This is a genomic window from Sphingomonas flavalba, assembly GCF_004796535.1.
In the GTDB taxonomy this organism is placed as follows: Bacteria; Pseudomonadota; Alphaproteobacteria; order Sphingomonadales; family Sphingomonadaceae; genus Sphingomonas_L; species Sphingomonas_L flavalba.
Genome location: NZ_SPHY01000009.1, coordinates 74,428 through 98,157 on the forward strand (window position 1 = coordinate 74,428; position 23,730 = coordinate 98,157).

Annotated in this window: 22 protein-coding genes; 14 read left to right on the plus strand and 8 right to left on the minus strand. The window is 68.4% G+C overall.

The window, feature by feature from the left end; translation table 11 throughout:
• The first annotated feature begins 39 nt into the window (after window positions 1-39).
• The 4 genes from E4A53_RS09990 to E4A53_RS10005 all read left to right on the plus strand — a co-directional run bounded on the left by E4A53_RS09990 (window position 40) and on the right by E4A53_RS10005 (window position 4,074).
• Window positions 40-813 carry a hypothetical protein gene (locus tag E4A53_RS09990; protein WP_136162962.1) on the plus strand — a complete coding sequence of 258 codons (774 nt, stop codon included), beginning with the start codon at window positions 40-42 and terminating at the stop codon, window positions 811-813.
• A 3-nt stretch (window positions 814-816) separates the two neighbouring features.
• On the plus strand, window positions 817-1,305 hold the full coding sequence (locus tag E4A53_RS09995; protein ID WP_136162963.1) for a GNAT family N-acetyltransferase: 489 nt from the start codon (window positions 817-819) through the stop codon (window positions 1,303-1,305).
• A gap of 74 nt (window positions 1,306-1,379) precedes the next feature.
• Window positions 1,380-3,149 carry a tetratricopeptide repeat protein gene (locus tag E4A53_RS10000; protein WP_136162964.1) on the plus strand — a complete coding sequence of 590 codons (1,770 nt, stop codon included), beginning with the start codon at window positions 1,380-1,382 and terminating at the stop codon, window positions 3,147-3,149.
• A gap of 172 nt (window positions 3,150-3,321) precedes the next feature.
• Window positions 3,322-4,074, plus strand: coding sequence for a maleate cis-trans isomerase family protein (locus tag E4A53_RS10005; protein ID WP_136162965.1), 753 nt, complete (start codon window positions 3,322-3,324; stop codon window positions 4,072-4,074).
• On the opposite strand, the gene E4A53_RS10010 is transcribed toward E4A53_RS10005, so the two are convergent.
• Genes E4A53_RS10010 through E4A53_RS10020 form a run of 3 tightly spaced genes read right to left on the minus strand, consistent with a single transcriptional unit; the run spans window position 4,071 to window position 6,683 of the window.
• Window positions 4,071-5,243, minus strand: a complete 1,173-nt coding sequence (locus tag E4A53_RS10010) for a hypothetical protein (protein ID WP_136162966.1) — start codon at window positions 5,241-5,243, stop codon at window positions 4,071-4,073. The genes E4A53_RS10005 and E4A53_RS10010 overlap by 4 nt on opposite strands.
• Window positions 5,244-5,272: 29 nt before the next feature.
• Window positions 5,273-5,665 carry a RidA family protein gene (locus E4A53_RS10015; RefSeq protein WP_136162967.1) on the minus strand — a complete coding sequence of 131 codons (393 nt, stop codon included), beginning with the start codon at window positions 5,663-5,665 and terminating at the stop codon, window positions 5,273-5,275.
• Between the two features lie 43 nt (window positions 5,666-5,708).
• Entirely contained in the window at window positions 5,709-6,683 is a 975-nt protein-coding gene (locus E4A53_RS10020) for a LysR family transcriptional regulator (RefSeq protein ID WP_168694353.1), read from the minus strand.
• A 234-nt stretch (window positions 6,684-6,917) separates the two neighbouring features.
• Between E4A53_RS10020 and E4A53_RS10025 the strand changes: the two genes are divergently transcribed.
• The 5 genes from E4A53_RS10025 (at window position 6,918) to E4A53_RS10045 (ending at window position 14,156) form a co-directional block, all read left to right on the plus strand.
• Window positions 6,918-8,012, plus strand: a complete 1,095-nt coding sequence (locus tag E4A53_RS10025) for an Ldh family oxidoreductase (protein WP_168694354.1) — start codon at window positions 6,918-6,920, stop codon at window positions 8,010-8,012.
• Window positions 8,013-8,169: 157 nt separating this feature from the next.
• The gene (locus E4A53_RS10030) at window positions 8,170-10,434 is read left to right on the plus strand and encodes a TonB-dependent receptor (protein ID WP_136162970.1); all 2,265 of its coding nucleotides are present in this window, start codon (window positions 8,170-8,172) and stop codon (window positions 10,432-10,434) included.
• Between the two features lie 56 nt (window positions 10,435-10,490).
• On the plus strand, window positions 10,491-11,681 hold the full coding sequence (locus tag E4A53_RS10035; protein ID WP_136162971.1) for a M24 family metallopeptidase: 1,191 nt from the start codon (window positions 10,491-10,493) through the stop codon (window positions 11,679-11,681).
• A 109-nt stretch (window positions 11,682-11,790) separates the two neighbouring features.
• Window positions 11,791-12,891, plus strand: a complete 1,101-nt coding sequence (locus E4A53_RS10040; protein ID WP_168694355.1) for an aminotransferase class V-fold PLP-dependent enzyme — start codon at window positions 11,791-11,793, stop codon at window positions 12,889-12,891.
• A complete protein-coding gene (locus E4A53_RS10045) occupies window positions 12,888-14,156 on the plus strand; it encodes a hydantoinase/carbamoylase family amidase (protein ID WP_136162973.1) in 1,269 nt (422 codons plus the stop codon). The genes E4A53_RS10040 and E4A53_RS10045 overlap by 4 nt, the downstream gene beginning before the upstream one ends.
• A 27-nt stretch (window positions 14,157-14,183) precedes the next feature.
• Here E4A53_RS10045 and E4A53_RS10050 read toward each other — a convergent pair whose 3' ends face one another.
• From E4A53_RS10050 to E4A53_RS10065, 4 genes are all read right to left on the minus strand, one after another.
• The gene (locus E4A53_RS10050; RefSeq protein WP_136162974.1) at window positions 14,184-14,687 is read right to left on the minus strand and encodes a flavin reductase family protein; all 504 of its coding nucleotides are present in this window, start codon (window positions 14,685-14,687) and stop codon (window positions 14,184-14,186) included.
• 71 nt (window positions 14,688-14,758) lie between these two features.
• On the minus strand, window positions 14,759-15,538 hold the full coding sequence (locus tag E4A53_RS10055; protein WP_136162975.1) for a sulfite exporter TauE/SafE family protein: 780 nt from the start codon (window positions 15,536-15,538) through the stop codon (window positions 14,759-14,761).
• A gap of 7 nt (window positions 15,539-15,545) precedes the next feature.
• On the minus strand, window positions 15,546-16,064 hold the full coding sequence (locus E4A53_RS10060) for a rhodanese family protein (protein WP_136162976.1): 519 nt from the start codon (window positions 16,062-16,064) through the stop codon (window positions 15,546-15,548).
• A 5-nt stretch (window positions 16,065-16,069) separates the two neighbouring features.
• Complete coding sequence (locus E4A53_RS10065) at window positions 16,070-16,387, minus strand: ArsR/SmtB family transcription factor (RefSeq protein ID WP_136162977.1); 318 nt, start codon at window positions 16,385-16,387, stop codon at window positions 16,070-16,072.
• Between the two features lie 69 nt (window positions 16,388-16,456).
• On the opposite strand from E4A53_RS10065, the gene E4A53_RS10070 reads away from it, so the two are divergent.
• Window positions 16,457-17,350, plus strand: a complete 894-nt coding sequence (locus E4A53_RS10070) for an MBL fold metallo-hydrolase (protein WP_136162978.1) — start codon at window positions 16,457-16,459, stop codon at window positions 17,348-17,350.
• Here E4A53_RS10070 and E4A53_RS10075 read toward each other — a convergent pair.
• Window positions 17,290-18,000 carry a GntR family transcriptional regulator gene (locus E4A53_RS10075; RefSeq protein WP_136162979.1) on the minus strand — a complete coding sequence of 237 codons (711 nt, stop codon included), beginning with the start codon at window positions 17,998-18,000 and terminating at the stop codon, window positions 17,290-17,292. The genes E4A53_RS10070 and E4A53_RS10075 overlap by 61 nt on opposite strands.
• A gap of 163 nt (window positions 18,001-18,163) precedes the next feature.
• Between E4A53_RS10075 and E4A53_RS10080 the strand changes: the two genes are divergently transcribed.
• From E4A53_RS10080 to E4A53_RS10095, 4 genes are read left to right on the plus strand one after another with little or no spacing between them, the layout of a single operon-like run.
• Window positions 18,164-19,402, plus strand: coding sequence for an NRAMP family divalent metal transporter (locus E4A53_RS10080; RefSeq protein WP_136162980.1), 1,239 nt, complete (start codon window positions 18,164-18,166; stop codon window positions 19,400-19,402).
• A gap of 11 nt (window positions 19,403-19,413) precedes the next feature.
• The gene (locus E4A53_RS10085; protein ID WP_136162981.1) at window positions 19,414-20,184 is read left to right on the plus strand and encodes a LamB/YcsF family protein; all 771 of its coding nucleotides are present in this window, start codon (window positions 19,414-19,416) and stop codon (window positions 20,182-20,184) included.
• Window positions 20,185-20,239: 55 nt separating this feature from the next.
• The gene (locus E4A53_RS10090; RefSeq protein WP_136162982.1) at window positions 20,240-21,835 is read left to right on the plus strand and encodes a 5-oxoprolinase subunit B/C family protein; all 1,596 of its coding nucleotides are present in this window, start codon (window positions 20,240-20,242) and stop codon (window positions 21,833-21,835) included.
• Window positions 21,813-23,597: an acetyl/propionyl/methylcrotonyl-CoA carboxylase subunit alpha gene (locus E4A53_RS10095; protein ID WP_338054989.1), complete on the plus strand. Its 1,785-nt coding sequence runs from the start codon at window positions 21,813-21,815 to the stop codon at window positions 23,595-23,597. Before E4A53_RS10090 ends, E4A53_RS10095 begins: the two co-directional genes overlap by 23 nt.
• Window positions 23,598-23,730 lie beyond the last annotated feature (133 nt).

A 23,730-nucleotide genomic window follows, 5' to 3' on the forward strand; every position in this document is an offset into this window, starting at 1 on the left:
CCTGCCCTACGGCATGGCCCGGGCGACCGGGGGAGGACCATGACGGTAGCGGACAAGGCGCAGATCGCGGGGATCATCATCCAGACCAGCGCGCTGATCTGGGCGATATGGCAGTTCCGCCTCGAAAGTACGCGGCGGCGCCTGGCGCAGGAAGCGGAAAACCTGCTGCGGCGGGACAATGAGGCAAAGGCGCTCAGCGCCCAGCGGATCGAGATCTACCAGCGGCTGGAGATCGAATCGAACCGCGTGTTCGAGTTCGAGGCGCGCCACCCCCAGTTGGTGCCGATGATGAAGCGGCGGCTGGCGCCGGTCTACAGCCTCGACGAACTGAACGTCCAGAACGAGTATGGCGACCGCATGGATGCGCGGCAGATCGCGATGATCGCACGCAAATATTACGAGATGAACTGCAACCTGTTCGAAATCGCGGCGCGGCTGCGCAAGCTCGACCTGATCGACGCCGACGTGTTCGGCAGCTGGGTCGCCTGGTATTTCGATACCGGCACCGAATGGGGCTTCCGCGCGCTGTGGGCCGACCTGCGCGACAACTATACCGCCGATCTACGGGGCATCTTCGACCCGCTCTGCGTCGCGCTGATCGCCGCATGGGACGTCCCCCACGCCGAAGGCCGACTGAGTCCGGTCCGCGCCGACAGCAGCCTCCCGGACGTAACAGAGGAGGAGGTGGAACGCCGCCGCGGCGCGTTCTACGAACAGATCGGTACGCTGCTCGCCTGCCCTGTGATTTCGGGGTGGATCCGGAAAGTCGACGAATCCCAGCTACCGCAGCCTCATCCCATGGCGTATTGCTGAACCATGACAGACTATCGCTGGGCGCATGCCGGGGAACTGCCGGCAATCGCATCCTTCTTCGCGCGCATCGTCGCCCTCGACGATTCCTATGTCAGCCATGGCGAAGTGCAGACCGGGCTCAGCGTCGACGGGCGCACATGGGTCGCCGATCTCGACGCCCGTATGGCGGAGGACATGACCGCCCTTGGACCGGAACGCTCGGTAGCGGTGGCGATGGATGGAGACAGGCTGCTCGGCGCCACGATCGTGCTGTGGGAAGTGACGCCGCGGGTATCCTTCATGGTGGTGGAGGACATGGCGATCGATCCGGCGACCCGCTCCGGCGGCGTCGGAGCCGGCCTGCTCGCCTTCGTCGAGGCGGAAGGGGCCGAGCGCGGCATGCAATGGGCCTTCCTGGAAAGCGGCCTGCATAACGACGGCGCGCACCGGTTCTTCGAACGCCACGGCTTCCACGTGATGTCCAAGGTGTTTTCAAAGAAACTGCCCGGGTAAATCGACATACGAAAACGGTCCTCGGCCGCTCGAATTCATGATAGCATCCGCCCTACGCTATCGGGGGAAAGCGTATGCGGCGGTTGTGGAAGGTCTGTGCGATCGGCGGCGCCGGAGTGGTTCTCGCCAGCTTCTCATCGGGGCCGCGCCTGTCGCCCGCCAGCCTGGCCGCGCTTGATCCCAGCCGGCTGGCAGCCGCTGCTTGCGGCTCGAAAGACGCCGGCGCCACCCTTGCCCGCGCACTCCTGGCGGCTGCCGCCGTCGCCGCGCCGGCAAGCGCCGCCCGACCGATGCCGCTCTACCCCGACCTTATGGTCTCGCCGTTCCGGGTGACGACGGACAGCCCCGACGCGCAGCGCTATTTCAGCCAGGGCCTGCTGCTCACCTACGGCTTCAACCACGCCGGCGCGGTCCGCTCGTTCCGCGAAGCCCAGCGGCTCGACCCCGCTTGCGCGTTGTGCTGGTGGGGTGAGGCGCTGGCGCTCGGCCCCAACATCAACGCGCCGATGGACGATCGCGACCACGGCGCCGCGCTGGCGGCACTCGGCCGGGCGCTGGCGCTGCGCGACCGCGCAAGCCCGCGCGAACAGGCGTTGATCGACGCCATGGCCGGCCGCTATTCACCTGCCGCCGATGCCGACCGGGCGGCGCTCGACGTCGCCTATGCCGACGCGATGCTGGCGGTGGCGCGGCAATATCCGGACGACAACGACATCGCCGTGCTCGCCGCCGAGGCGGCGATGGACACCACCCCTTGGAACTACTGGGAAGCGGACCGGCGCACGCCGATCGGCCGCAGCGGCGAAGCGATACGGCTGGTCGAAGCCGTGCTGGCCCGCGACCCCACCCACCCGCAGGCCGCCCATCTCTACATCCACCTGCTCGAAGCGAGCGACCCGGCGCGAGCCGAAGCGGCGGCCGACCGGCTGGCGACGCCGGTTGCACCAAGCGCCGGCCATCTGGTCCACATGCCCGGCCATATCTACGCCCGGCGCGGCCGCCACGCGGACTCGATCCGGGTGAACATCGCCGCCGTCCGCGCCGACGAAGCCTTCATCCGGGCGACCGACGACCAGAGCCTCGTCCGCTACGGCTATTACCCCCATAATATCCACTTCATCGTCACATCCGCCCAGATGGCCGGCGACATGGCGACCGCGATCGGCGAGGCGCGCCGCCTGCGTAGGGTGCTTGATCCGGCAACCTCCGCCCGGATAGCGTGGATCCAGGCGATCGACGCCGCGCCCTATCTGGCGGCGGCGCAATTCGCCGCGCCCAAGGCGATCCTCGCCATGCCGGCACCCGACCGGCGGCTGCCCTATGCGGCGGCGATGCGCCACTATGCCCGTGCCGTCGCGCACGCCCGGTTGCGCGACGGCCGGGGCGTTGCCGGTGAACTGGCGGCGATGGCCGAACTGGCGCAGGCGGACGGCGTCGCTGCGATGGTCGAGCAGGGCGTTCCCGTCCCCGACCTGCTGGCGCTAGCGGCGGCGGTAGTGCGGGGCCGCCTTGCCGGGGCGCAGGGCCGGCACGGTGAAGCGGCGAACGAATATCGGCGGGCGATCGCCATCGAGGCCGGCCTGCCCTATCAGGAACCGTCGCTCTGGTATTATCCGGTCAGCCAGTCGCTCGGTGCCGCACTGTTCCACGACGGCCGCCATGCGGAGGCGGCGGCGGCCTTCCGCACAGCGCTGATCCAGGCGCCGAACAACGGCTGGGCGCTCTACGGCCTGATGCGAAGCGAAGCGGCACAGGGCCACGCGGCAGAAGCGGCGGCGGCGCGGCAGGCGCTCGACCGGGCGTGGCTCGGCGACCGGCGCTGGCTACGCATGGATCGCTTGTAACCCCACCGTGCGGCGAGAATGACCTTATTGGTTTTTGACGATTTATCGCCGGGATCGGCGCGGCGATCCTGCTCGTGCGGGGGCTCCGTAGCGTAGCACGCCCCGCCGGTGTCTCAACCGACGAGGAGAGCGCCTTGCGAACCAGCAAACTTGCAACCGGCCGGGCACCGGCATGACGACGGTCATCGACGCCGCCTATGACGGCGGGCCGGGTAAAAATGCGGTTTTCGGCTTGCTGACCACCCAAAGCGATATGGTGAGCGAGCAGGAGGTCCGCACCTTCATGCCGGAAAGCGACATCGCGCTGTGCGCCAGCCGGTTCGCCACCGGCACCCGCGGAACGATGAAGACGCTGCGCGCTATCGAGGCGGCAATCCCGGCTGCGCTGCGCCTGCTGCTGCCAGACGACCCGATCGACGTGATCAATTTCAGCTGCACCTCCGCCTCAGCCGTCATCGGTATCGATCGGGTCGAGGCGGCGATCGCCGGCGTGCGGCCGAACTGCAGGCAGACCAACCCCGTCACCGCCGGCATCGCCGCCATGCGCCACCTCGACATGCGGCGGATTGGCCTGCTGACGCCCTATCTACCTGACATTCACCAACAAATGGAGGCATGCTTCGCCCGGCATGGCATCGAAACGATGGCAGGCGCAACGTTCGTCACGGAGACCGAAGCGCAGGTCCGCGCACTCAGCCCGGACCGGATACGCACGGCGGCGATGACGCTCGGCGCGGCGGCAGTCGACGGCCTGTTCATCTCCTGCACGTCGCTGCGCTGCTCCGGCATCATTGCGGCGATTGAGCGGGAAACCGGCAAGCCAGTAGTGACCAGCAATCAGGCCGCAGCCTGGCATATGCGCCGCCTGGCCGGGATCACCGCGCCGGTGCCGGGCTTTGGCCGGCTGCTGGCGACGGAGGGCTAAGCCCGCGCTGCTTCCGCCGAGCGGATCAGCAACTGGTAGAGCAGCATAGAGACGAGGGTGATCGCGAAGCCGGCGCTGATCACCGCCGCCATGCCGGACCCGCCGAGCAGGAACGACGCGGTCATCGGCGCCAGGCCGAACCCAGCCTTGACCGCCAGCATATGAACGATCGGCAGCCGCCCGCTGTCGTCCACCTCCGACACCGCGCCGAAGCCGTAGAAGACCGTCGCGGTGGAAAATTGCAGCAGGAAGGTACCGACCAGGAAAACCGACATGCTGCTGGTCAGGCCGATGGCGGCGATACCCACCAGCCCGAGGGCGAACAGGATGCCGGCGATCGTCTTGCGCCGCGTCTGGCCGCCGCCAATCATCGTCAGCAGTGCGCCGACGCAGCCGCCGGCCAGGCCGACGTCGAAGACCAGCACGGTCGCGTCGGCGGGCAGGCCGGCCGCCCTGGCGGCGCCGGGAATGCTGACCCACAATATCATGAAGCCGGCAGCGAACAGGAAGTTGGCGGCGGCGGTGTAGCCGAACAGTGCGGGGGGCAGCGAGTGGCGCGGCGCGGCGCCGGCAGTCGCCGCGTCCGGCAGCACCACCACCCGGTCGAGCAGCATGGCGGAGGCGAGACCGACAAACTGCAGGGCGAACATGCAGCGATAGATGATGCTGAGCCCCCCGGCGCCGCCTTCGCCGAGCGAGGCGACCAGCGCACCGAACAGCATCTGCGCCAAAGTGAGCAGGGCGAAGCAGCGGTCGGGGAAGCGCGCGTGCGACAACGCCGCCAGGCCAAGCGCCATCGCGATGCCGCCGGCCGTGCCCGAAAGCAGGCGCAGGACGAGCAGCAGCCCGGCCGCGTCGAGCGTCAGCGACCCGGCGTTGGCAAGCAGCGCGACCCCAACCGCGATGAGTGCCCATTTGCGCGGCTCTGCGCGGACGAAACGGAACAGGGCCAGCGCGGCGCCGATGAACATGCCGGCCGGGTCGGCAGAGCCGATCAGGCCGGTCCACAACTCCGGCACGCCATTGTGACGCAGCGCCGCCACGACGAGCGGCACGACGAGGAAACCGGCCGATCCGGCCAGTGCGACCAGCAACCCGGCGGTGACCGGCAAACCGTCCCGAAGCTTTTCCCAACTCGTCTGCTTCGCTGGTCGCTCGCTATCCGTCATACCGGATTCCTGGTCCTTTCCCTGCCCGGTCAGGGCAGCAGCGCGATCGCCTCGATCTCAATAAGCAGACCGGGCAAGGCGAGGCCGCTAACCCCGACCAGCGTCTGCGGCGGGTGGGCGGCGCCCCCGGTCACCTCGTCGATCGCGTTGGTGATCAGCTGGAACTCCCCGGGGAAGCGGGTGAAGATCGTCCGCTTGATGATATGGTCCCAGCTGACGCCGGCGACCTGCATCGCCGTTTCCAGGTTGCGCATCGCTGCGACGGTCTGGGCGTGCAGGTCGTCCTCGCCGATCAGGTCGAAATTGGGGTCGAGCGCCGTCTGCCCGGCGAACATGACCAGCTTCGTACCCGATGCGATGGCGATGTGCGAAAAGCCGGGCGCGGGGTGGAGCGATGGGGGGTCGATCAGTTCTCTGGTCATCGTGACGGGCCTCCTCATGGCGAAAAGCCCGAGGCTATGGCAATCAGCTACCCTGCTCCATTGCGCTAATGCGATGGCCATATTGATCGGCCGCTATGGACGCCTTGCTGCCCTCCTCGCCCATCTCGCTCAACTCGCGGGCCGTCTCTATCGCATGGAGGATGATCGGGTTGGACAGCGAACTCTTGCGGAAGACCAGGCCGCCAGGGAAGTTGCAGCCGTAGCGATCCGGAGCGATCCGGTGCAGGTCGCCGCGGCTGAGCCAGGGTTCGGCCAGCACGTCGCTCAGATAACCAACATAGGCGCCCGACATGATGAAGAAGATCGACGATTCCGACGATGACGTAATCTCGCTGTCGTCGCCGCGCAGCGGGTTGATGAACGGCGCGTTGATGTCGAACACCACCGACGCAAAGTTTTTCAGCAGCTCGTCGGTGATCCGGCTGTCCGCCACCTCGGCCAGCGGGTGAGTGCTGGCGCAGTAGATGTTCGAATGCATGTCGAACAGCGCGATCGTCTCCAGGTCGCGGTGGAGGAATCCGGTTTCCATATAGGCAATGTCGAACTCGCCCTTGTCGATGCCGTCCTCCAGTTCGGCGGAACTGCGTACCTCCAGCTTGATCCTGAGCTTCGGGTTGCGTGCATGAAGGCGGTTGATCAGCGCCGGCAACCCGGCGAGCGCATAGTCGCGCGACACCACCTGCGATACGCCGATCGACAGCGAACCGTGCAGCTCGCGCGTCACCTCGGACGCGCTGGAGATGAAATCATTCATATCCTGCTCAAGCTGCCGCGCCGCTTCCAGGATCCGCCGCCCTTCCGGCGTCAGGGTAAAGCCGGCCCGGCCGCGCCGGCACAGCGGCACGCCCAGCCGCTGTTCCAGCAGCTTGAACTGGATGCTGATCGTCGACTGGCTGATGTTCGTCGCGCGAGCGGCGGCGCTGAACCCGGCTCTCTCGGCCACTTGGACGAACAAACGCAACAGCTTGATGTCCGAAGGCTGCAAGCGGGTAATCATTGCATTTCGCCCAAATTCCTGTCTCGCGCCCCGTTTTACGACGCGGCTAGGATGTAGACGCGGCAGGGGACCGTCAAGCAGCCATGATGCGGCGCAGAAAAACGCGGCAGGCGGCGATGGCCCTATTGCCATTCCACTATTCATCGATTTCGCAACTGCTCTCTAGGATGGCCGGTGGGCGCGAGACTTCGACGGGCCCGCCGCGCAGAACTGCGAATGAGGAGCAGGACTCCGATGACCGAACCCGCCGCGCTTCTTCCGTTCGACCAAATCGAACGTCTTTACGCAGACGTCGCCCTGTCGCTCGGCGCCAGCGCCGAGGAAGCGGCACTCTACAGCCGCTGCTTCGCCACCGCCGACCTGCGCCACGATACCCAGGGCCTGCCGCTGTGGCTGGAGTGGGCGCTGCCGATGGTCGAGGCCGGCGGCGCCCGCTTCGGCATCCCGCTGAACGTCACCGCGCAATCGGCGGCGACGCTTGCCGTCGACGGCGGCGGCGGCGTCGGCCAGGTCGTCGCGACGCGAACGATGGGTCGGCTGATCGCCATGGCGGCGGAAAGCGGCGCCGCCATCGGCTGCATTGCCAACGGCACCGATATGGCGATGACCGCCAACTACGCGATGCAGGCGCTCGATCACGGCTATATCGGCCTTGCCGCCAACACCGCCGGCCCGGCCAGCGTCGCGCCATGGGGCGGCCGCTCGGCGGCGTTCGGCACCAATCCCTTCTCCCTGGCCGTGCCGTCCGGGGCGGGCGCGCCAATCGTCATCGACATGTGTTGCGCCGCCTATTCGATCGGCACGCTGGTCGAAGCCGGGCGCGCCGGGCTGGTCACCGGGGCGCCGGTGGTCGCGGCCGCCGACGGCAGTTACAGCACCGATCCGGCGAGCATCATCAGCGACCTTGCCGCGCGCGAACCGGCGCTGCTTGGCGCGATTCTGCCGGAAGGGGTGCGCAGCGCGGCGCTGTTGCTGATGGTCGAACTACTCGCCGGGCTGCTCAGCGGCAACGGCACCTCGCGCGATCAGACAGACTGGTCGATGGTGCGTCCGCCCCGGGTCGGCGCGTTCCTCTGCGTCATTGATATCGCCCGTTTCGTGCCGCTCGCCCGGTTCGAGGCCAGCGTCGCCGCCTTCGCGGACGCGTTGCGCGCGATGCCGCCGGCCGAGGGATTCGAGGCGGTTCGCCTGCCCGGCGACCGCGCAGCACGGCTGGCGGCGGCGCGGCGCAGCGCCGGCATCGCGGTCAGTGCGCGGCATTGGAGAATGATCGAAGCGGTTTGCGCCCGCCGTGGCGTCGCTCTGCCTAGCCCGGTGACGGGTTCATGATGACCCTATCGCAAAACCGCAATTTATCCGTCGGCGCTTCGGGGCGAACCTCCGCACACTTCCCCCGTCCCGGTTCCAGATCGCCGAAAGTCGACGCGACACAGCGCACCGGGAAGGGGCAGGACGGACAGCAAAGTCGCCTTCAGGGAGAGTGAACATGACGACCAGCCGCCCCGCCAATCCTCTTGCCCACCGAATCTGCCTGTCTTGCGTCGCGGCGCTGCTCGGCTCCACCGCCATGCCGGCACTGGCGCAGGCGCCGTCCACCAGTGCCGCCGCCCATGCCGATGACGACAGCATCGTCGTCACAGCCCAACGCCGCGAGCAGCGGCTGAACGATACGCCCGTCGCGGTCAGCGCGCTGTCGTCGGAAGCGATAAGCGATCTGCAGGTCCGCACCGCCGCCAACCTCGTCGGGCTGGTGCCGAACCTGTCGGCCAGCAACCCCGGCACGTCGCTGCAGTTCAACGTGCGCGGCCAGGCGCTTATCGACGTGTCGGATGTCAATGAAGCGCCGGTCGCAGTCTATGTCGACAACGTCTACGTCGCCGCCACCGCCGGCCAGGGTTCGCAGCTGTTCGATCTGGAGCGGGTAGAGGTTCTGCGCGGGCCGCAGGGCACGCTGTTTGGCCGCAACGCCAGCGCCGGCCTGATCCACTTCGTCTCGCGGGCGCCTACCGAGTTGCTCGACGGCTACGCCAACGTCCAATTCGGCAGCTACAGCCAGTTCATTGCCGAGGGGGCTGTCGGCGGGTCGCTGGCGCCGGGCGTGCGCGGGCGCATTTCAGTCCAGCGCAACGTCGACGGCGGCTACCAGAAGAATCTCGGTTCCGGCGGCGGGCGGTTCGGCAAGACCGATACGCTGTCCGGCCGTGCCCAGCTTGCCTTTGATCTCGGCGAGGACGCGACGCTGAACCTGCGCGGCTACGGCACGCGGCAGCGCAACGTCCATCCGCTGTTCGCCTATATGGGCCGGCTGGATTCCAGCGGGAACGAATGCGCCCCCGCTGCGGTGCTGGCCAGCCAGTGCATGTCGGCGACCGGCTACCGCGTCGCCGACCCGAAGCCCGATCGCGGCTATAGCGAGCATACGCCCGACACCCTGCCCGATCACGTCAACCTGTACGGCACCGACGCGCAGCTGAACTGGAATTTCGGCCGGGTCACGCTGACCGCGATCACCGCCTACATGAAGCTGAAGCGCAGCCTGGCGGACGATGTCGATGCGTCGGACATCGGCATCGGCAATTACGGCGATTTCAACTACACTGAATTGTTCAAGGTCAAGGCGCGCCAGTTCTCGCAGGAAGTCCGCCTCTCGGGCGGCGAGGGCGGCCTCTACTGGACAGCTGGCGCCTTCTATTTCAACGACCGGCGCCGCGCATCGCTTTCGGTCGAGGAACTGGCGGCGACACCGTCCGATTACGACACGATGGGCCTGGTGCGGACTAAAAGCTGGTCCGCCTTCGGCCAGGTCGACTATCCGCTGTCGCCGACCGTCACGGTCAGCGGCGGCCTGCGCTACACCAGCGACAGCAAGCGCGCCCATATCGACACCTGCGATCAGTTCAGCGGCTGCGCGACGATCAACAGCGGCAACTTCGCGATCAAGGACGATAACGTATCGTGGCGCGCCGGCCTCGAATGGCGGCCGAACAGCGACTGGCTGCTCTATGGCACCGCATCGTCGGGCTACAAAAGCGGCGAGTTCAACGTCACCTTCCTCGGCGGCGTGCTGGCCAACGCCAATCCGGTCGGCGCGGAAAAGACCTACAGTTTCGAAATCGGGTCGAAGGGCAGCCTGTTCGACGGCGCGGCGCAGTTGAACCTGGCGCTGTTCCACACGACGACCAAGGACAAGCAGGCGATCGCCACCACCTCGCTCAGTTCGACGTCGCTGATCAGCATCGGCGATCTCGTCTCCTACGGCGCGGAAGCGGAGCTGACGGCGAAACCGGCGCACTGGCTGCGCACCAGCCTGTCGGTCGGCCTGCTCAATACCAAGATCGACGCACCGGCGAGCGTCACCGTCACTCGCAACTACGGTCGGGTGCCGCTGGCGCTGGACGGCAATAATTTCGTCAACAGCCCGGCGGTGTCGATCAACGGCCTGATCCGGCCGACGATCCATGACGGCGCGCTTGGCAAGATCGACCTGCAGGCCGACTTCCACTGGCAGTCGAAGAGCGATCTCGACATCGCCAACAGCCCCTACGACAAGCAGGGCAGTTATGGCTGGGTCAACCTGCGCGCCTTCTGGACGGACGCAAACGACCGTTTCAACGCATCGATCTTCGTCGAGAACCTGACCGGCACCGAATACTATGCCCGCGCCGCGTCGATCGGCGGCCTCGACTTCCGCTTCAACGTCTGGGGCAGCAAGCCGCGCATCTTCGGCGCGCAGTTCGGCGTCCGCTTCTGAGCGGCGCCGGCATCTTCCCCAATCCCGCAATCGCAAACAGCATCGAAGGAACAAAAATGTTTTTCATCAATCAGGGCACCGGCCCCCTCGTCGAACCGACAGCGTTCGAGGATGCGGAGTTCGAGCGGCGCCTGGCCGGTACGCGCGCGCTGATGGCCGAACAGGGGCTGGACGCGCTGATCTGCTTCGCGCCGGAGAACCTCTATTACCTGACCGGCCACGACACGCCGGGCTACTACTGGTACCAGGCTTGCGTCGTCACGCACGACCATTTGCCGGTGAACGTCATCCGCAAGCTGGAGGCGACCAACACCCTCGGCCGCAGTTGGTCCCGGATGGTCGTCGAATATGAGGACGTGCAGGACCCCGTCGCCGCGACGCTGTGGCTGCTCCAGGACCTGGGCGTCGCCGGCAAGCGCATCGGCTACGAGAGCGAGACCTTCTTCCTGACGCCGAACCAGTATGACCGGCTGCGCGACGGCGTCGCCAACACCGGCGGCACCTTCGTCGGCACCCCGGCGCTGGTCGAGACGATGCGCTCCGTCAAGTCGGAGCCCGAGCTGGCTTACATTCGCCGCGGCGGCAAGATCCTCGCCAAGGCGATGGCGGCCGGCTTCGAGGTCGCCGGCGAAGGCGTGACCGAACGCGCCGTCGCCGCCCGCGTCAACGAAGTGCTGATCGCTGAAGGCAGTTGTTACCAGGGCCTGCCGACCTTTCTCGGCACCGGCCCGCGCCCGGCGCTGGCGCACTCGACCTGGTCGGACCGGGTGATGGTCAAGGGCGACGCGCTGGCCTACGAGATTTCGGCCAGCGTAGAGCGCTACACCTGCGCGATGTTTCGTATGGGCGTGGTCGGCCAGCCGTCCGACGACTATCTACGCAAGATGGACGCGTGCAAGGCCGCACTCCACGCCATCCTGACCACCGCGCGCGACGGCGTGACGGCGGGCGAGGTGTTCGCGGCGGGCAACAAGGCGTTCCTCGACGCCGGGTTCAATGACGGTCTCGGCCGCCGCCTCGGCTATTCGGTCGGCATTTCCTATCCGCCGGACTGGGGCGAGGGCCACATCATCGACCTGCGCCGCGACAGCGAGAAGGTACTGAAGAAGGGCATGGTTTTCCACACTACGCCGGGCCTGATCTATTTCGGCCACGAGGTGATCAACATCAGCCAGACGATGATCATCACCCAGACGGGCACCGAAGTCGCAACTGGCGGCTTCCCGCTCGACGCCGTCGTGGTATGACGGGGGCATGCTGGTCATGACTGCTGTTCCCACACCCGCCACGTCCGCGGCGGCGCTGCTGCCGGAAGTACTTGCTTTCCGGAAGCGTTTCCCGATCTTTCGGAACAAGGTGCACCTCGCCAACAACGCGATGGGCGCCGTGTCCGACGTCGTCGAGAAGGCGCATCGCCAGTTTCTCGACGATCGAATCGAGCAGGGGGCCAGCTGGGAAGCCGCGCTTGAACAGCATGACAGGCTTCGTGACGGCTTCGCGACCCTGATTGGCGCGAAGCCGCACGAGATCGCCCTTTGCTATGCGGCGACCCAGGCGCTCGGCGTCGTCTCGTCCTGTTTTGACTGGCGCGACCGCCAGACGATCGTGTTCGACGACTACAGCTTCCCGTCGGTGACGCAGTTATGGCGCGTGCAGGAACGGCGCGGCGCCCGCGTCCGCCAGGTCGCCGCCGATGCGGACGGACTGATCCGGCCCGAATATTTCACTCCGCAGATCGACGAAAGCGTAGCGATCGTCTCCGCCTCCCACGTCTGCTACAAGAATGGCCACCGGCTCGACGCCGCCGGCGTCGCACGCGAGGCACATGCCGCCGGCGCGCTGTTCGCCCTCGACGACTATCAGAGCTGCGGTAGCCGGCCGTTCGACGTGCGGGCGGCCGACGTCGACATCCTCGTCGCCGGCACGGTCAAGTTCATGCTCGGCTCGCCGGGCGTTGCGCTGATGTATGTCCGCGAGGAGCTTCACGACCAGTTGCACCCGACCGTCACCGGCTGGTTCGGGCAGGAATCGCCGCACGCGATGCGGATCGACGCCCATGTCGAGGCGCCGGACGCGGCGAAGTTCCAGATCGGCACGCCGGCGCTCTGCGCGATCTACGACAGCGTCGCCGGGCTGGAACTGCTCCAGTCGGTCGGCGTCGACAAGGTGTCGACCTGGATCGACCATATCACCGGCGTGCTGTTCACCCGGCTGGCCGAGGAAGGCTTCGTGTCGGCAACGCCGAGTGATCCGGCGCAGCACGGGCCGCAAGTGGCGATCCGCTCGCACGACGCGGCGAAGGCGGTGGAGATGCTGGCGGCGCGCGACATCACCAGTTCGCATCGCGACAACAACATCCGCACCGCCTGGCACTTCTACAACACGCCCGATGATGTCGAGGCGCTGATCGAGGGGTTGAAGGCGATCCGGCCACTGATGGTAAGCGCCGACGCATGACCGCGCCCGCAGCGGCGGCGCGGTCGCCCGGCGGCGCCATCCGGATCGATGCCGAACGGCTGATGGCCGATATGCGGACGTTCCGCGGCTTCGGCGCGAACGGGACCGGCGTCGTCCGCCGCGCCCTGTCCGCCATCGACGTCCAGTCGCGCGAATGGCTGGCCTGCCGCTACAGGGACGCGGGGCTGGTCGCGACGACCGACCGTGTCGGCAACGTCTTCGGTCATGACCCGCGCCATACGCGTGCGGTACTGATCGGCTCGCACGGCGACACTCAGCCGCGCGGCGGCTGGCTCGACGGGGCGATGGGAGTGATCATCGGGCTGGAAATCGCCCGCGCGGCGCGAGAAGCGGCGCTCGACACAGCGCTCGGCATCGATACCGTGTGCTGGAGCGACGAGGAAGCGCGCTTCGCCCATTTTCTCGGTAGCCGCGCCTATTGCGGCCTGTTGCCCGACGACGAGGTCGCGGCGGCGACCGACGACGCCGGCATACGCCTGACCGACGCGATCGCAGAGGCCGGCTATGCCGGCCTGCCGCCGCGTGGCGCCGATCCGGCTCGCCACGCCGCCTATCTTGAGGCGCATATCGAGCAGGGGCCGGTGCTCGACCGCAGCGGCGATCAGCTTGGCGTCGTCACCGCCATCGTCGGTGCGCGCGAATTCCTTGTATCCTTTTCGGGCGAGGCGAACCACGCCGGCACCACGCCGATGGCGCTGCGCAAGGATGCCGGGCTGGCGATGATCCGCTTCGCAGCCGCGCTCGACGCGCGCTATGCCGACGCGGCCGACGACGCGATCGTCTGGACGATGGGCCGGATCGAGATCGCGCCCAACGCGCCCAGCATCGTGCCGGCCGGCGCGACGATCAGCGTCCAGTTCCGCGGGCCGGACCTGGCGATGCTCGACCGGTTCGAGGCCGAGCTGATGCGGCTTGTCCTTGAGATCGGCAAGGATGGCGGCCCGGTAGGCTGCATCGTGCGCCAGATCCTGGACTATCGCCCGACGCCGATGGACGAAGCGGTCACCACTATCGTCGCCCGCGCCGCAGAACGCACCGCGCCAGGTCGCTGGCGGCGGATGCCAAGCGGCGCCGGCCACGATGCCCAGTTCATGGCACCGCTGATGCCGGCCGGCATGCTGTTCGTGCCCAGCATCGGCGGTATCAGCCATAGCTTTGACGAGGACACCGCCGAAGAGGACATCGTCGCCGGCTGCCGCGCGCTGGCGCTGGCGGCGGAAGAAGTGGCCACCCGCTTCACCTGATTGACACGCTGGCGACCCCGCCCCCGGTCAGCCCCCGTAAAACACCTTCTCGCCCAGATCCTTCATGTGCAGCACCGCCTCGTCCGGGCGGCCGTCGATCGCTCGGTTCAGATGCGCGTCGGTGACTTCGGCGACGAAGATATGGTGATCACCCCGCTCGACCACCTCCAGCAGGGTCAGTTCCACGGCCGCCGGCGCACCGGTCAGGATCGGCGCGCCGTTGGCTGCCCAGGCGACTGTCTCGCCCGACAGCTTGCCGTCGGCATATTCGGCCGGCTTGAAAAAGGCGAAGGCCGGTCCCTGCTGCCCCTGCCCCAGAACATTGAGCACCAGTCGCCCGGCGCTGCGGCCGACCGCATAGGCGCCGGAATCGGCCTTGACCCCGATCGCGACCAGCGGCGGCGCGAAGCTGGTCTGCGTCACCCAGTTGACCGTGGCAGCGGCGATGTCGCCGTCCTTCGTCCCCGCCGTCAGCACGTAGATGCCATAGGGAATCATCCGCAGCGCCGTCTTTTTCGCCTGCTCGTCCATCGCGAATCCTCCTCCTTGCCGTCACCGCCAAGGATGACGCAACGCGGCGCGCCAAGTCCAGAGGGCGGCGGTCAGAGGGCAGTCAGCACGACATAGGCGCCAATCGCGACGACCAGCAACGCGAACAGCCTTTCCAGCAGGCCCTTGCGCGCGCCGATGCGCCGGCCCAACGCCAGCCCGGCGGCAGCACCGCCCAGCCCGCCCGCGACCAGCAACGCCGCCAGCGACCAGTCGACCAGCCCCGACAGCGCATAGGAGGTCGCCGTCGTCAATCCCAACGCGGTGACGACGACCAGCGACGTGCCAACCGCATAGGCGATCGGCATCGCCGTTGCCGCGATCAGCCCCGGCACGATCAGGAAACCGCCGCCGATGCCGAAGAACCCCGCCGCCAGCCCAACCGCGAGACCGATGCCGACCAGCCGGGGGAGCAGTGCCGGGGCGCTGGCGACGGTCAGGCCCACGTCGGGCACCTCCGGTACCCGGCGGCCGCGCAACATTGACAAGCCGACACCGATCATCAGCAGCCCGAACAGCATCAGCAGGCGCTGGCCGTCGATCGCCTTGCCCAGCTCGGCGCCGATCGCCGCCCCGGCGACACCAGCGGCGGCGAAGATCATCGCGCACGGCCATTTGACCGTGCCGGTGCGGGCATGGCCGGCAAGGCCGATCAGCGCATTGGCGGCAACCGCGACCGCACCGGTGCCGATCGCGACATGCGGCGACCCGACGCCGACCAGATAGACGAGCAACGGCACCGCCAGGATCGAGCCGCCACCGCCGACCAGGCCCAGGACCACGCCGATCAGCCCCCCGGAAGCGAGCGCGGCCGCCACGGTCGCCGCTGTCATCGCCGGCTCAGGCCGTCACTCGGCGGTTCCACGGCATCACCCGCAGCAACCGCGCCATGCCGCACCAGCCCGTCGCCCCGGCAAACATCAGCCCGCCGCCGACAAAGGCGGGGATCGCGAAGAAGCCGGGCGCAACCAGCAGGCCGAGCACGACACCGGCAAGCACCAGCGCGCCGGCCGCCAGTTGCACCTGCCGCATGATCTCCAGCGGCTGGCGGCGGTCGACGCGGGTGGCGAGCCCGGCCGCCCGCCAGCCTTGCAGGCCGCCGTCGAGGATGTGGCAAGGCACATCGCCTGCTGCCTGCTCCAGCGCCGCGGCGCAGGCGGCGGTGCGCGCGCCGGACCGGCAATGAAACACCACCGGACGGCCGCTATGGGTCAGCGTGCCAAGTGCGGCGAGCGGAATGTTGACCGCCCCGGCGATATGTTCACGGGCAAATTCGTCCGGCTCGCGGATGTCGACGAGCAACGCACCCGCCGCGATCGCGCGTTCGGCCTCGCGAGGGTGAAGGGTCGGTATCGCCATGGCGGCTACTCCTTGCAGTAAAGTTGATAGAGGGTGGCGAGTAGCGTCTCGACGCGCGGATCGACGATCCGGTACCACAGCGTCTGACTCTCGCGGCGGAAGGCGACCAGTCCCTCGTCGCGCATCCGCGCTAGGTGCTGCGACAGCGCGGACTGGGACAGGCCGATCGCCCCGGCAAGATCGCCGACCGTCATCTCCCCGTGCTCGACCAGCTTGCACAGCACCATCAGCCGGCGCCCGTTACCGATCGCCTTCAGCATGCCGGCAACCGCCGCCGCCTTCGTCTCAAATGTCGCCAGGTCCATTGGCGCCATCGTCATCATATTTACTCCATTAGATATTGCTAATTTAGTAATTACGCATATATTGTCAACCAACATTGGAGGCTGCGCATGACAACCCCTTTCATCACGTCCTTCTTCGACGAGCCGACCAACACGATCAGCCATCTGGTTGGCGACCCAACGACCCGCACCGCGGCGGTCATCGATCCGGTGCTCGATTTCGACCTCGCCAGCGGAGAGGCCGACACCCGCTCCGCGGAGCGGATCGTCGCCTTCGCCGCCGATAACGGCTGGACCATCGCGATGGTGCTCGAAACCCACGCCCATGCCGACCACCTGTCAGCCGCGCCGTACATCAAGGCGCGCACCGGCGCATGGATCGGCATCGGCGAGCATATCCGTCAGGTGCAACGCACCTTCCGCCCGGTGTTCGCGCTTGACGACCTGAACACCGACGGTTCCGATTTCGATCGGCTGTTCGTCGACGGCGAACATTTCGCGCTCGGCGAAATGGACGTGGAGGTGATGCACGTTCCCGGCCACACCCCGGCCGACATCGCCTACCGGATCGGCGCCGTCGCGTTCGTCGGCGATACGCTGTTCATGCCCGATTACGGCACCGCCCGCGCCGACTTCCCCGGCGGAGACGCCCGCGCGCTCTACCGCTCGATCCGGCGGTTGCTCGCCCTGCCGGACGACACCCGCCTGTTCCTCTGCCACGACTACAAGGCGCCAGGCCGCGACGACTATCGCTGGGAAGCCACCGTTGGCGAACAACGTCGTAACAGCATCCACGTCCACGACGGCGTCAGCGAAAGGGAATTCGTCGCGATGCGCGAGGCGCGGGACCAGACGCTAGCAGTGCCAAAGCTGCTGCTGCCGTCGATCCAGGTCAACATCCGCGCCGGCCGCATGCCCCGCGCAGAGGCAAACGGTGTGTCCTATCTGAAAATACCAGTACGCTGCAAAGCCGGCCCGGTCGGCGAAACGGCCGGCGCCTGATCGTCAGCCAACCGCGCGAATGCGTCGAGCACCACCCGCTCCGACTGGTCGAGATAGGTGGTTAGGCGCGCAGCGGCACCGGCCGGGTCTCCCTGCTCCAGCAGACGGACGATCGTCTCGTTATCCTCGACATAGGGGGCGTGCAGCCGCTCGGCACTATCGAGCAGTCCGAAGGCAAGCCGCAGCTCGGCGGCGATCCGCACGTAGAACGCGGCGAGGCGCGGGCTGTCGGTTAACGCGACGATGGCCGCGTGGAACGCCATGTTGGCGCTGCCGACGCTGCGCCAATCCCCAGCCGCCCGCGCCGCTGTCGCCTCATCGACTGCCGTCCGCATCCGCGCAACGGCATCGTGGCGCGGCCAGGCCTGCGTCACCGCCGGAATCTCGATCAGCCGGCGCACGCGGTAGATATCGATGATCGCCGCCATCGACGGCGCCGCCACGAACATGCCGCGATGCGGTTCGTGGCGCAGCAGTCCGTCGCGCGACAGCAGGCGGAACGCCTCGCGCAGCGTGTTGCGCGACACGCCGAGGTCGCGGGTGAGCCGCACCTCCGCCAGCCGGGTTCCAGGCGGCAGGCCGCCGCCGGTGATTTCCTCGCGCAGCCGGGTCGCGACCGTTTCCGCAAGGCCGAGCGGATCACCGGACATGCTCGTTCTCCCAAAGGCCGGGCAGCGCCGTGGCCTCCCGTACATAATCGGACAATTGTTGAACAACCAGTGCCCCTTTGTCAGATGACATTGACTCCGGTGCGTACCGGGCACAGGATTTTGGCCGGGCGATGACGCCGCCCGCCCGCGACAGGAGCGCCCGATGCCCGAAACGCCAACCGCCGGCCTTTCCGCCGCGACGGCAGCACGGCGCGGTGGTTTTATGGGCGCAGTATTCCTGATGGCGACATCCGCCATCGGTCCCGGTTTCATCACTCAGACCGCCACCTTCACCGCCACGCTCGGCGCTGCCTTCGCCTTCGCGATCCTCGCCTCGATCCTGATCGATTTCGTCGTTCAGCTGAACATCTGGCGGATCACCGCGCTGACCGGCCGGCTCGCGCCGGATACCGCCAACCGTGCCATTCCCGGCTCCGGCTATCTGCTGGCGGTGCTGGTCGTCGTCGGCGGCCTCGCCTTCAACATCGGCAACATCGCCGGCGCCGGCCTCGGCCTGAACGCCATGGTCGGGCTGGATCCGAAAGCCGGCGGTGCGCTGTCCGTCCTGCTGGCGATCGGCGTGTTCCTCGCGCGGCGTGCCGGCATGCTGCTCGACCGGCTGATAGTCGCCCTTGGCCTGGTGATGATCGGCATGACCCTCGTCGTCGCGCTGCTGTCCGATCCCCCGGTCGGGGAGGCGCTGCGCCAGGCCGTGCTGCCCGACCGCGTTGACTTCGCGACGATCATGACCATCGTCGGCGGCACCGTCGGCGGCTACATCACCTATGCCGGCGCCCACCGCATGCTCGATACGGGGCTGGGCGGCGCCGGCAATCTGGCTGCCGTCTCGCGCGCGGCGCTGACCGGCATCGCCGTCACCGGGGTCATGCGCTTCCTGCTGTTCCTCGCCATTCTCGGCGTCGTCGTGTCGGGTGTCACCCTCGATCTGTCCGGTCAGGCGGCCAACCCCGCCGGCCAGGCCTTCGCCGCCGTGCTCGGCGGCTGGGGCTTGCGGGTGTTCGGGCTGATCTTCTGGGCGGCGGCGATCACCTCGGTGATCGGCGCCGCCTATACCTCGGTCAGCTTCCTGACCGTGTTCCGGGCAATGGACGAGCGGTCGCGCAACCTGGCAACCGTCGCCTTCATCGCCCTGTCGCTGGCGATCTACCTGTCGATCGGCACCGCGCCGGCGCCACTGCTGGTCTTCGTCGGCGGCTTCAACGGACTGATCCTGCCGATCGGGCTCAGCCTCTTTACCTATATCGGCTTCGCACGGCCGGATCTGATGGGCGGCCACCGTTACAGCCGGCCGCTGCTTCTGCTCAGCACCGCCACCTGCGGGCTGACATGGTATATGGGCGTCGTCTCGATCGGCCCGATCTTCGCGTTTCTCGGCAGCTAGGCGGACACGACATGGCAACGACCATCGACCTGAACAGCGATCTCGGCGAAGGCTACGGCGCCTGGGCGATGGGCGACGACACGGCGATGCTCGCCATCGTCAGTTCCGCCAACGTCGCCTGCGGCTTTCATGCCGGCGATCCCCTGACCTTGCGGACCACGGTGCGCGAAGCAGCGGCGCGCGGCGTCGCGATCGGCGCGCACGTCTCCTACCCCGACCGGGTCGGTTTCGGCCGCCGGGCGATGGACCTGACCCAGGCGGAACTGATCGCCGACGTCGTCTACCAGATCGGCGCGCTGCAGGGGATCGCGGCCGCCGCCGGCACCCGCGTCACCTACGTCAAGCCGCACGGTGCCCTCTACAACCGCATCGCCAACGACGCGGAGCAGGCCGACGCGGTGATCCAGGCGATCCGCGAAATCGACCCGGCGCTGGCGCTGATGGGGCTTGCCGGCGCCCCGGTGCTTCACCGGGCACGGGAAGCAGGGTTGCGCACCATCGCCGAGGCGTTCGGCGACCGCGCCTATACCGCGCAGGGCGCGCTGGTCTCGCGCCGCCAGCCGGGGGCGGTGCTGGACGATGCCGGCCTCGTCGCCCGCCGCATGGTGCGGCTGGTTGCCGAAGGGGTGATCGACACGATCGACGGCGGCACGCTGGCGCTGCAGGCCGATAGTATCTGCGTCCATGGTGACAGTCCCGGTGCGGTGGCGATGGCCCGCGCCATCCGTACCGCGCTGGAAGCCGAGGGTTGCACCGTCACCACCTTCACACCGGCCCCATGACCGGCGCGCGGCTCTACGATGCCGGCGGGCGGGGGCCGGGTCGGCAGGACGGCTGATGCGCTTCCTGCCCGTCACCCCGCGCGCCCTACTCGTCGAATTGGCCGATCTCGACCGGACGCTGGCGCTGTTCGACGCGCTCGCCGCCGACCCGGTCGACGGCATAGAAGATATCGTTCCCGCCGCCCGGACGCTGATGGTCCGCACCGCACCCGGCGTCGCCGCCGACCACCGGATCGCTGCCGCCGTCGCCGCCCGCGCGCGGAGGCACAGCGTCATGGAGCGGGCGGCCGCTGCAACACCGGTCGAAATCCCGATGACCTACGACGGCGCTGATCTGGCCGCCGTCGCCCGCCATATGGGTCTCAGTGTCGCAGAAGTGATCGCCGCGCATCAGGCCGCCCTGTGGACCGTCGCCTTTTGCGGCTTTGCCCCAGGCTTCGCCTACATGACCTGCGACGATCCCCGCTTCGACCTGCCGCGCCGTGCCAGCCCGCGCACGCGCATCCCGGCGGGCGCGGTTGCGCTGGCGGCGCGCTTCTGCGGCGTCTACCCGCGCGACACGCCGGGCGGCTGGCAGCTTATCGGGACGACGAGGCTGCGGATGTGGGATCTGGCGCGGTCGCCACCAGCGCTGCTCCGCCCCGGCGTCAGCGCCCGCTTCGTCGCCGGCACGGCCCGCATCCACCCAGGGGCGGCCGCATCCGCGCCGACATCCGTCCCCGCCGGCCTGGCCATCCTCGCCACCGCCTTTCCGATCCTGTTTCAGGATGACGGGCGGCCCGGCCAGACGGGGCAAGGCGTGTCGGCGTCCGGTGCGCTCGATCGCGGCGCGCTGCACCGGGCGAACCGCGCGGTCGGCAACCCGGCCGGCGCCGCCGCGCTGGAAATCACCCTTGGCCCCGTCCGCCTGCGCGCCGATCGGCCGGTGACCCTCGCCTTGACCGGTGCCGCGGATCGCGCGGTGGTCGTCGCCACCGGACGCCCGGTTCCCGTCACTCCCGGCGCCGCTTTCGCGATGGATGCGGGTGACGAGTTGCTGATCCACCCGCCCCGCCGGGGGATGCGCAGCTACCTGGCGCTGCGCGGCGGTTATGCGGTTGCCCCCGTGCTCGGCTCCGCCGCGACCGATACCCTCGCCGGCATCGGCCCGAAACCGCTCGGCACCGGCGACGTCCTCGCCCCGGCCGACCGCCCGGCGCTGGCCGTTGCCCCGCCGGAACCGCAGCCGCCGCTGCCCCGCCCCGGCGAGCTGATCGAACTGCCCGTCACCCTCGGCCCGCGCACCGACTGGTTCGCGCCGGACATCGTCGCTCGCTTCCTGGCGCAGGAGTGGCGGGTAACGCCGCAATCCTCGCGCGTCGGCATCCGGCTGGAAGGCGACGCGCCGATCAACCGCACCGGCACGGCGGAACTGCCGTCCGAAGCGACCGAGGCCGGCGCGGTCCAGATCCCCCATTCCGGCCAGCCGCTGCTGTTCCTCGCCGACCATCCGCTGACCGGCGGCTATCCGGTCATCGCAACGCTGCTGCCGGAAGGGCTTGACCGCGCCGGCCAGTGCCCCCCCGGCGCGCGCATCCGCTTCACCGCCGCGCGCCCGTTCACCCCGATCGAGGCGGAATACGCCAACCATGACCCTGTTCACCAAAGATAGCGCGCTGCGCCCACTGGACCGGCTGCTGATCGCCAATCGCGGCGAGATCGCCGTCCGCATCATCCGCGCTTGCCGCGACGAGGGCATCGAATCCATCGCCGTCTACGCCGACAGCGATCGCGACGCGCCGTTCGTCGGCATGGCCGACCGCGCCTATGCGCTGGGCGGCGATCGCCCGGCCGACAGCTATCTCGACGCCAACCGCATCATCGCCGCCGCGACGCGCGCCGGCGCCGACGCCATTCACCCCGGCTACGGCTTCCTGTCCGAGCAGGCCGCGTTCGCTGCGGCGGTCGAGGCGGCAGGCATGCTCTGGATCGGCCCGCCGCCGCAAGTGATCGCCGCGCTGGGCGACAAGGTGGAGGCGCGACGCATCGCCAGTGCCGTCGGCGCACCGCTGGTCGCCGGCACCCCCGGGCCGGTCGCGACGTCGGCGGAGGCGCTGGCCTTTGCCCGCGAACACGGACTGCCGATCGCGATCAAGGCGGCGTTCGGTGGCGGCGGACGCGGGCTGAAGGTCGCCCGCCGGCTGGACGAGGTCGACGACCTGTTCGCCGCCGCTACGCGAGAGGCGACGGCCGCCTTCGGCCGCGGCGAATGCTTCGTCGAACGCTTCCTCGACCACCCTCGCCATATCGAGGCACAGATTCTAGCCGACGAGCATGGCACGGTAAAAGTCCTCGGGACACGCGACTGTTCGCTCCAGCGCCGCCACCAGAAGCTGGTGGAAGAAGCCCCGGCGCCCTTCCTGACCGACGCACAGCGCACCCGCGTCCACGCCGCCAGCCGGGCGATCTGCGCCAAAGCCGGTTATACTGGCGCCGGCACCGTCGAATTCCTGCTGGCGGCTGACGGCAGCCTCGCCTTCCTTGAAGTGAACACCCGATTGCAGGTCGAGCATCCGGTAACTGAGGAAACGACCGGGATCGACATCGTCCGGGCGATGATCCGCATCGCTCGCGGCGCGCAGCTCACCGACGAATTCGTGCCGCCGGCGCACGGCCACGCAATTGAATTTCGTATCAATGCTGAGGATCCGGCGCGCGGCTTCCTGCCGACGCCGGGCGAAATCCGTCGCTTCGATCAGCCGGCCGGACCGGGCATCCGCGTGGACAGCGGCGTTGCCGGGGGCACGGTGGTGCCGGCGCAGTTCGATTCGCTGATCGCCAAGCTGATCGTCACCGGCGCGACCCGTGCCGAGGCGCTGGCGCGCGCCGCCCGAGCGCTGGCGGAATTCCGTGTCGAGGGGGTGGCGACGGTCCTGCCCTTCGCGCGCGCCCTGCTCGCTGCACCGGAATTCCGCGCCGAGGACGGGGTTTTCGGCGTCCACACCGGCTGGATCGAATCCGGCTTCGCCGAGCGGCTGACGCAGGCCGTCGCCCCGCATCCCCGTGTCACTCCGGTCGAGGCGGCGGCGATGACCAGCGTCGCGGTCGAGATCGACGGTCGTCGCCACACGCTCACCCTGCCCACCGCGCTGCTCGCCATCGCGGCTGCCACCAAAGGTCCGCCACCTACCGCCGATGCTGGCGATGCGGAGAATATGGAGATCCGCGCCCCCGTCGCCGGTGTGCTCGCCGCCTGGCGCATCGCCGATGGAGAGGTGATCGCACCGGGGGATGTCGTCGCCGTCATCGAAGCGATGAAGATGGAAACCCCGATCGTCGCCACTCGCGCCGGACGGCTGATGCACCGCGAAAGGCCTGGCGCCACGCTCGCCGCCGGCACCCCGATCGCCCACATCGTGGACGCCGGTTCCTAGTCGGAGCCCTCGCTGCCGGCCGGACAATCGCGCATGCGGAATGGGGCTGCCCAAGCCGGCGCTGCGACGGTATGAGGCGCCGTTGCGTAAGGGAGTTCCGGCGATGATCACCCGGCTGGCATCGAGATGGGGC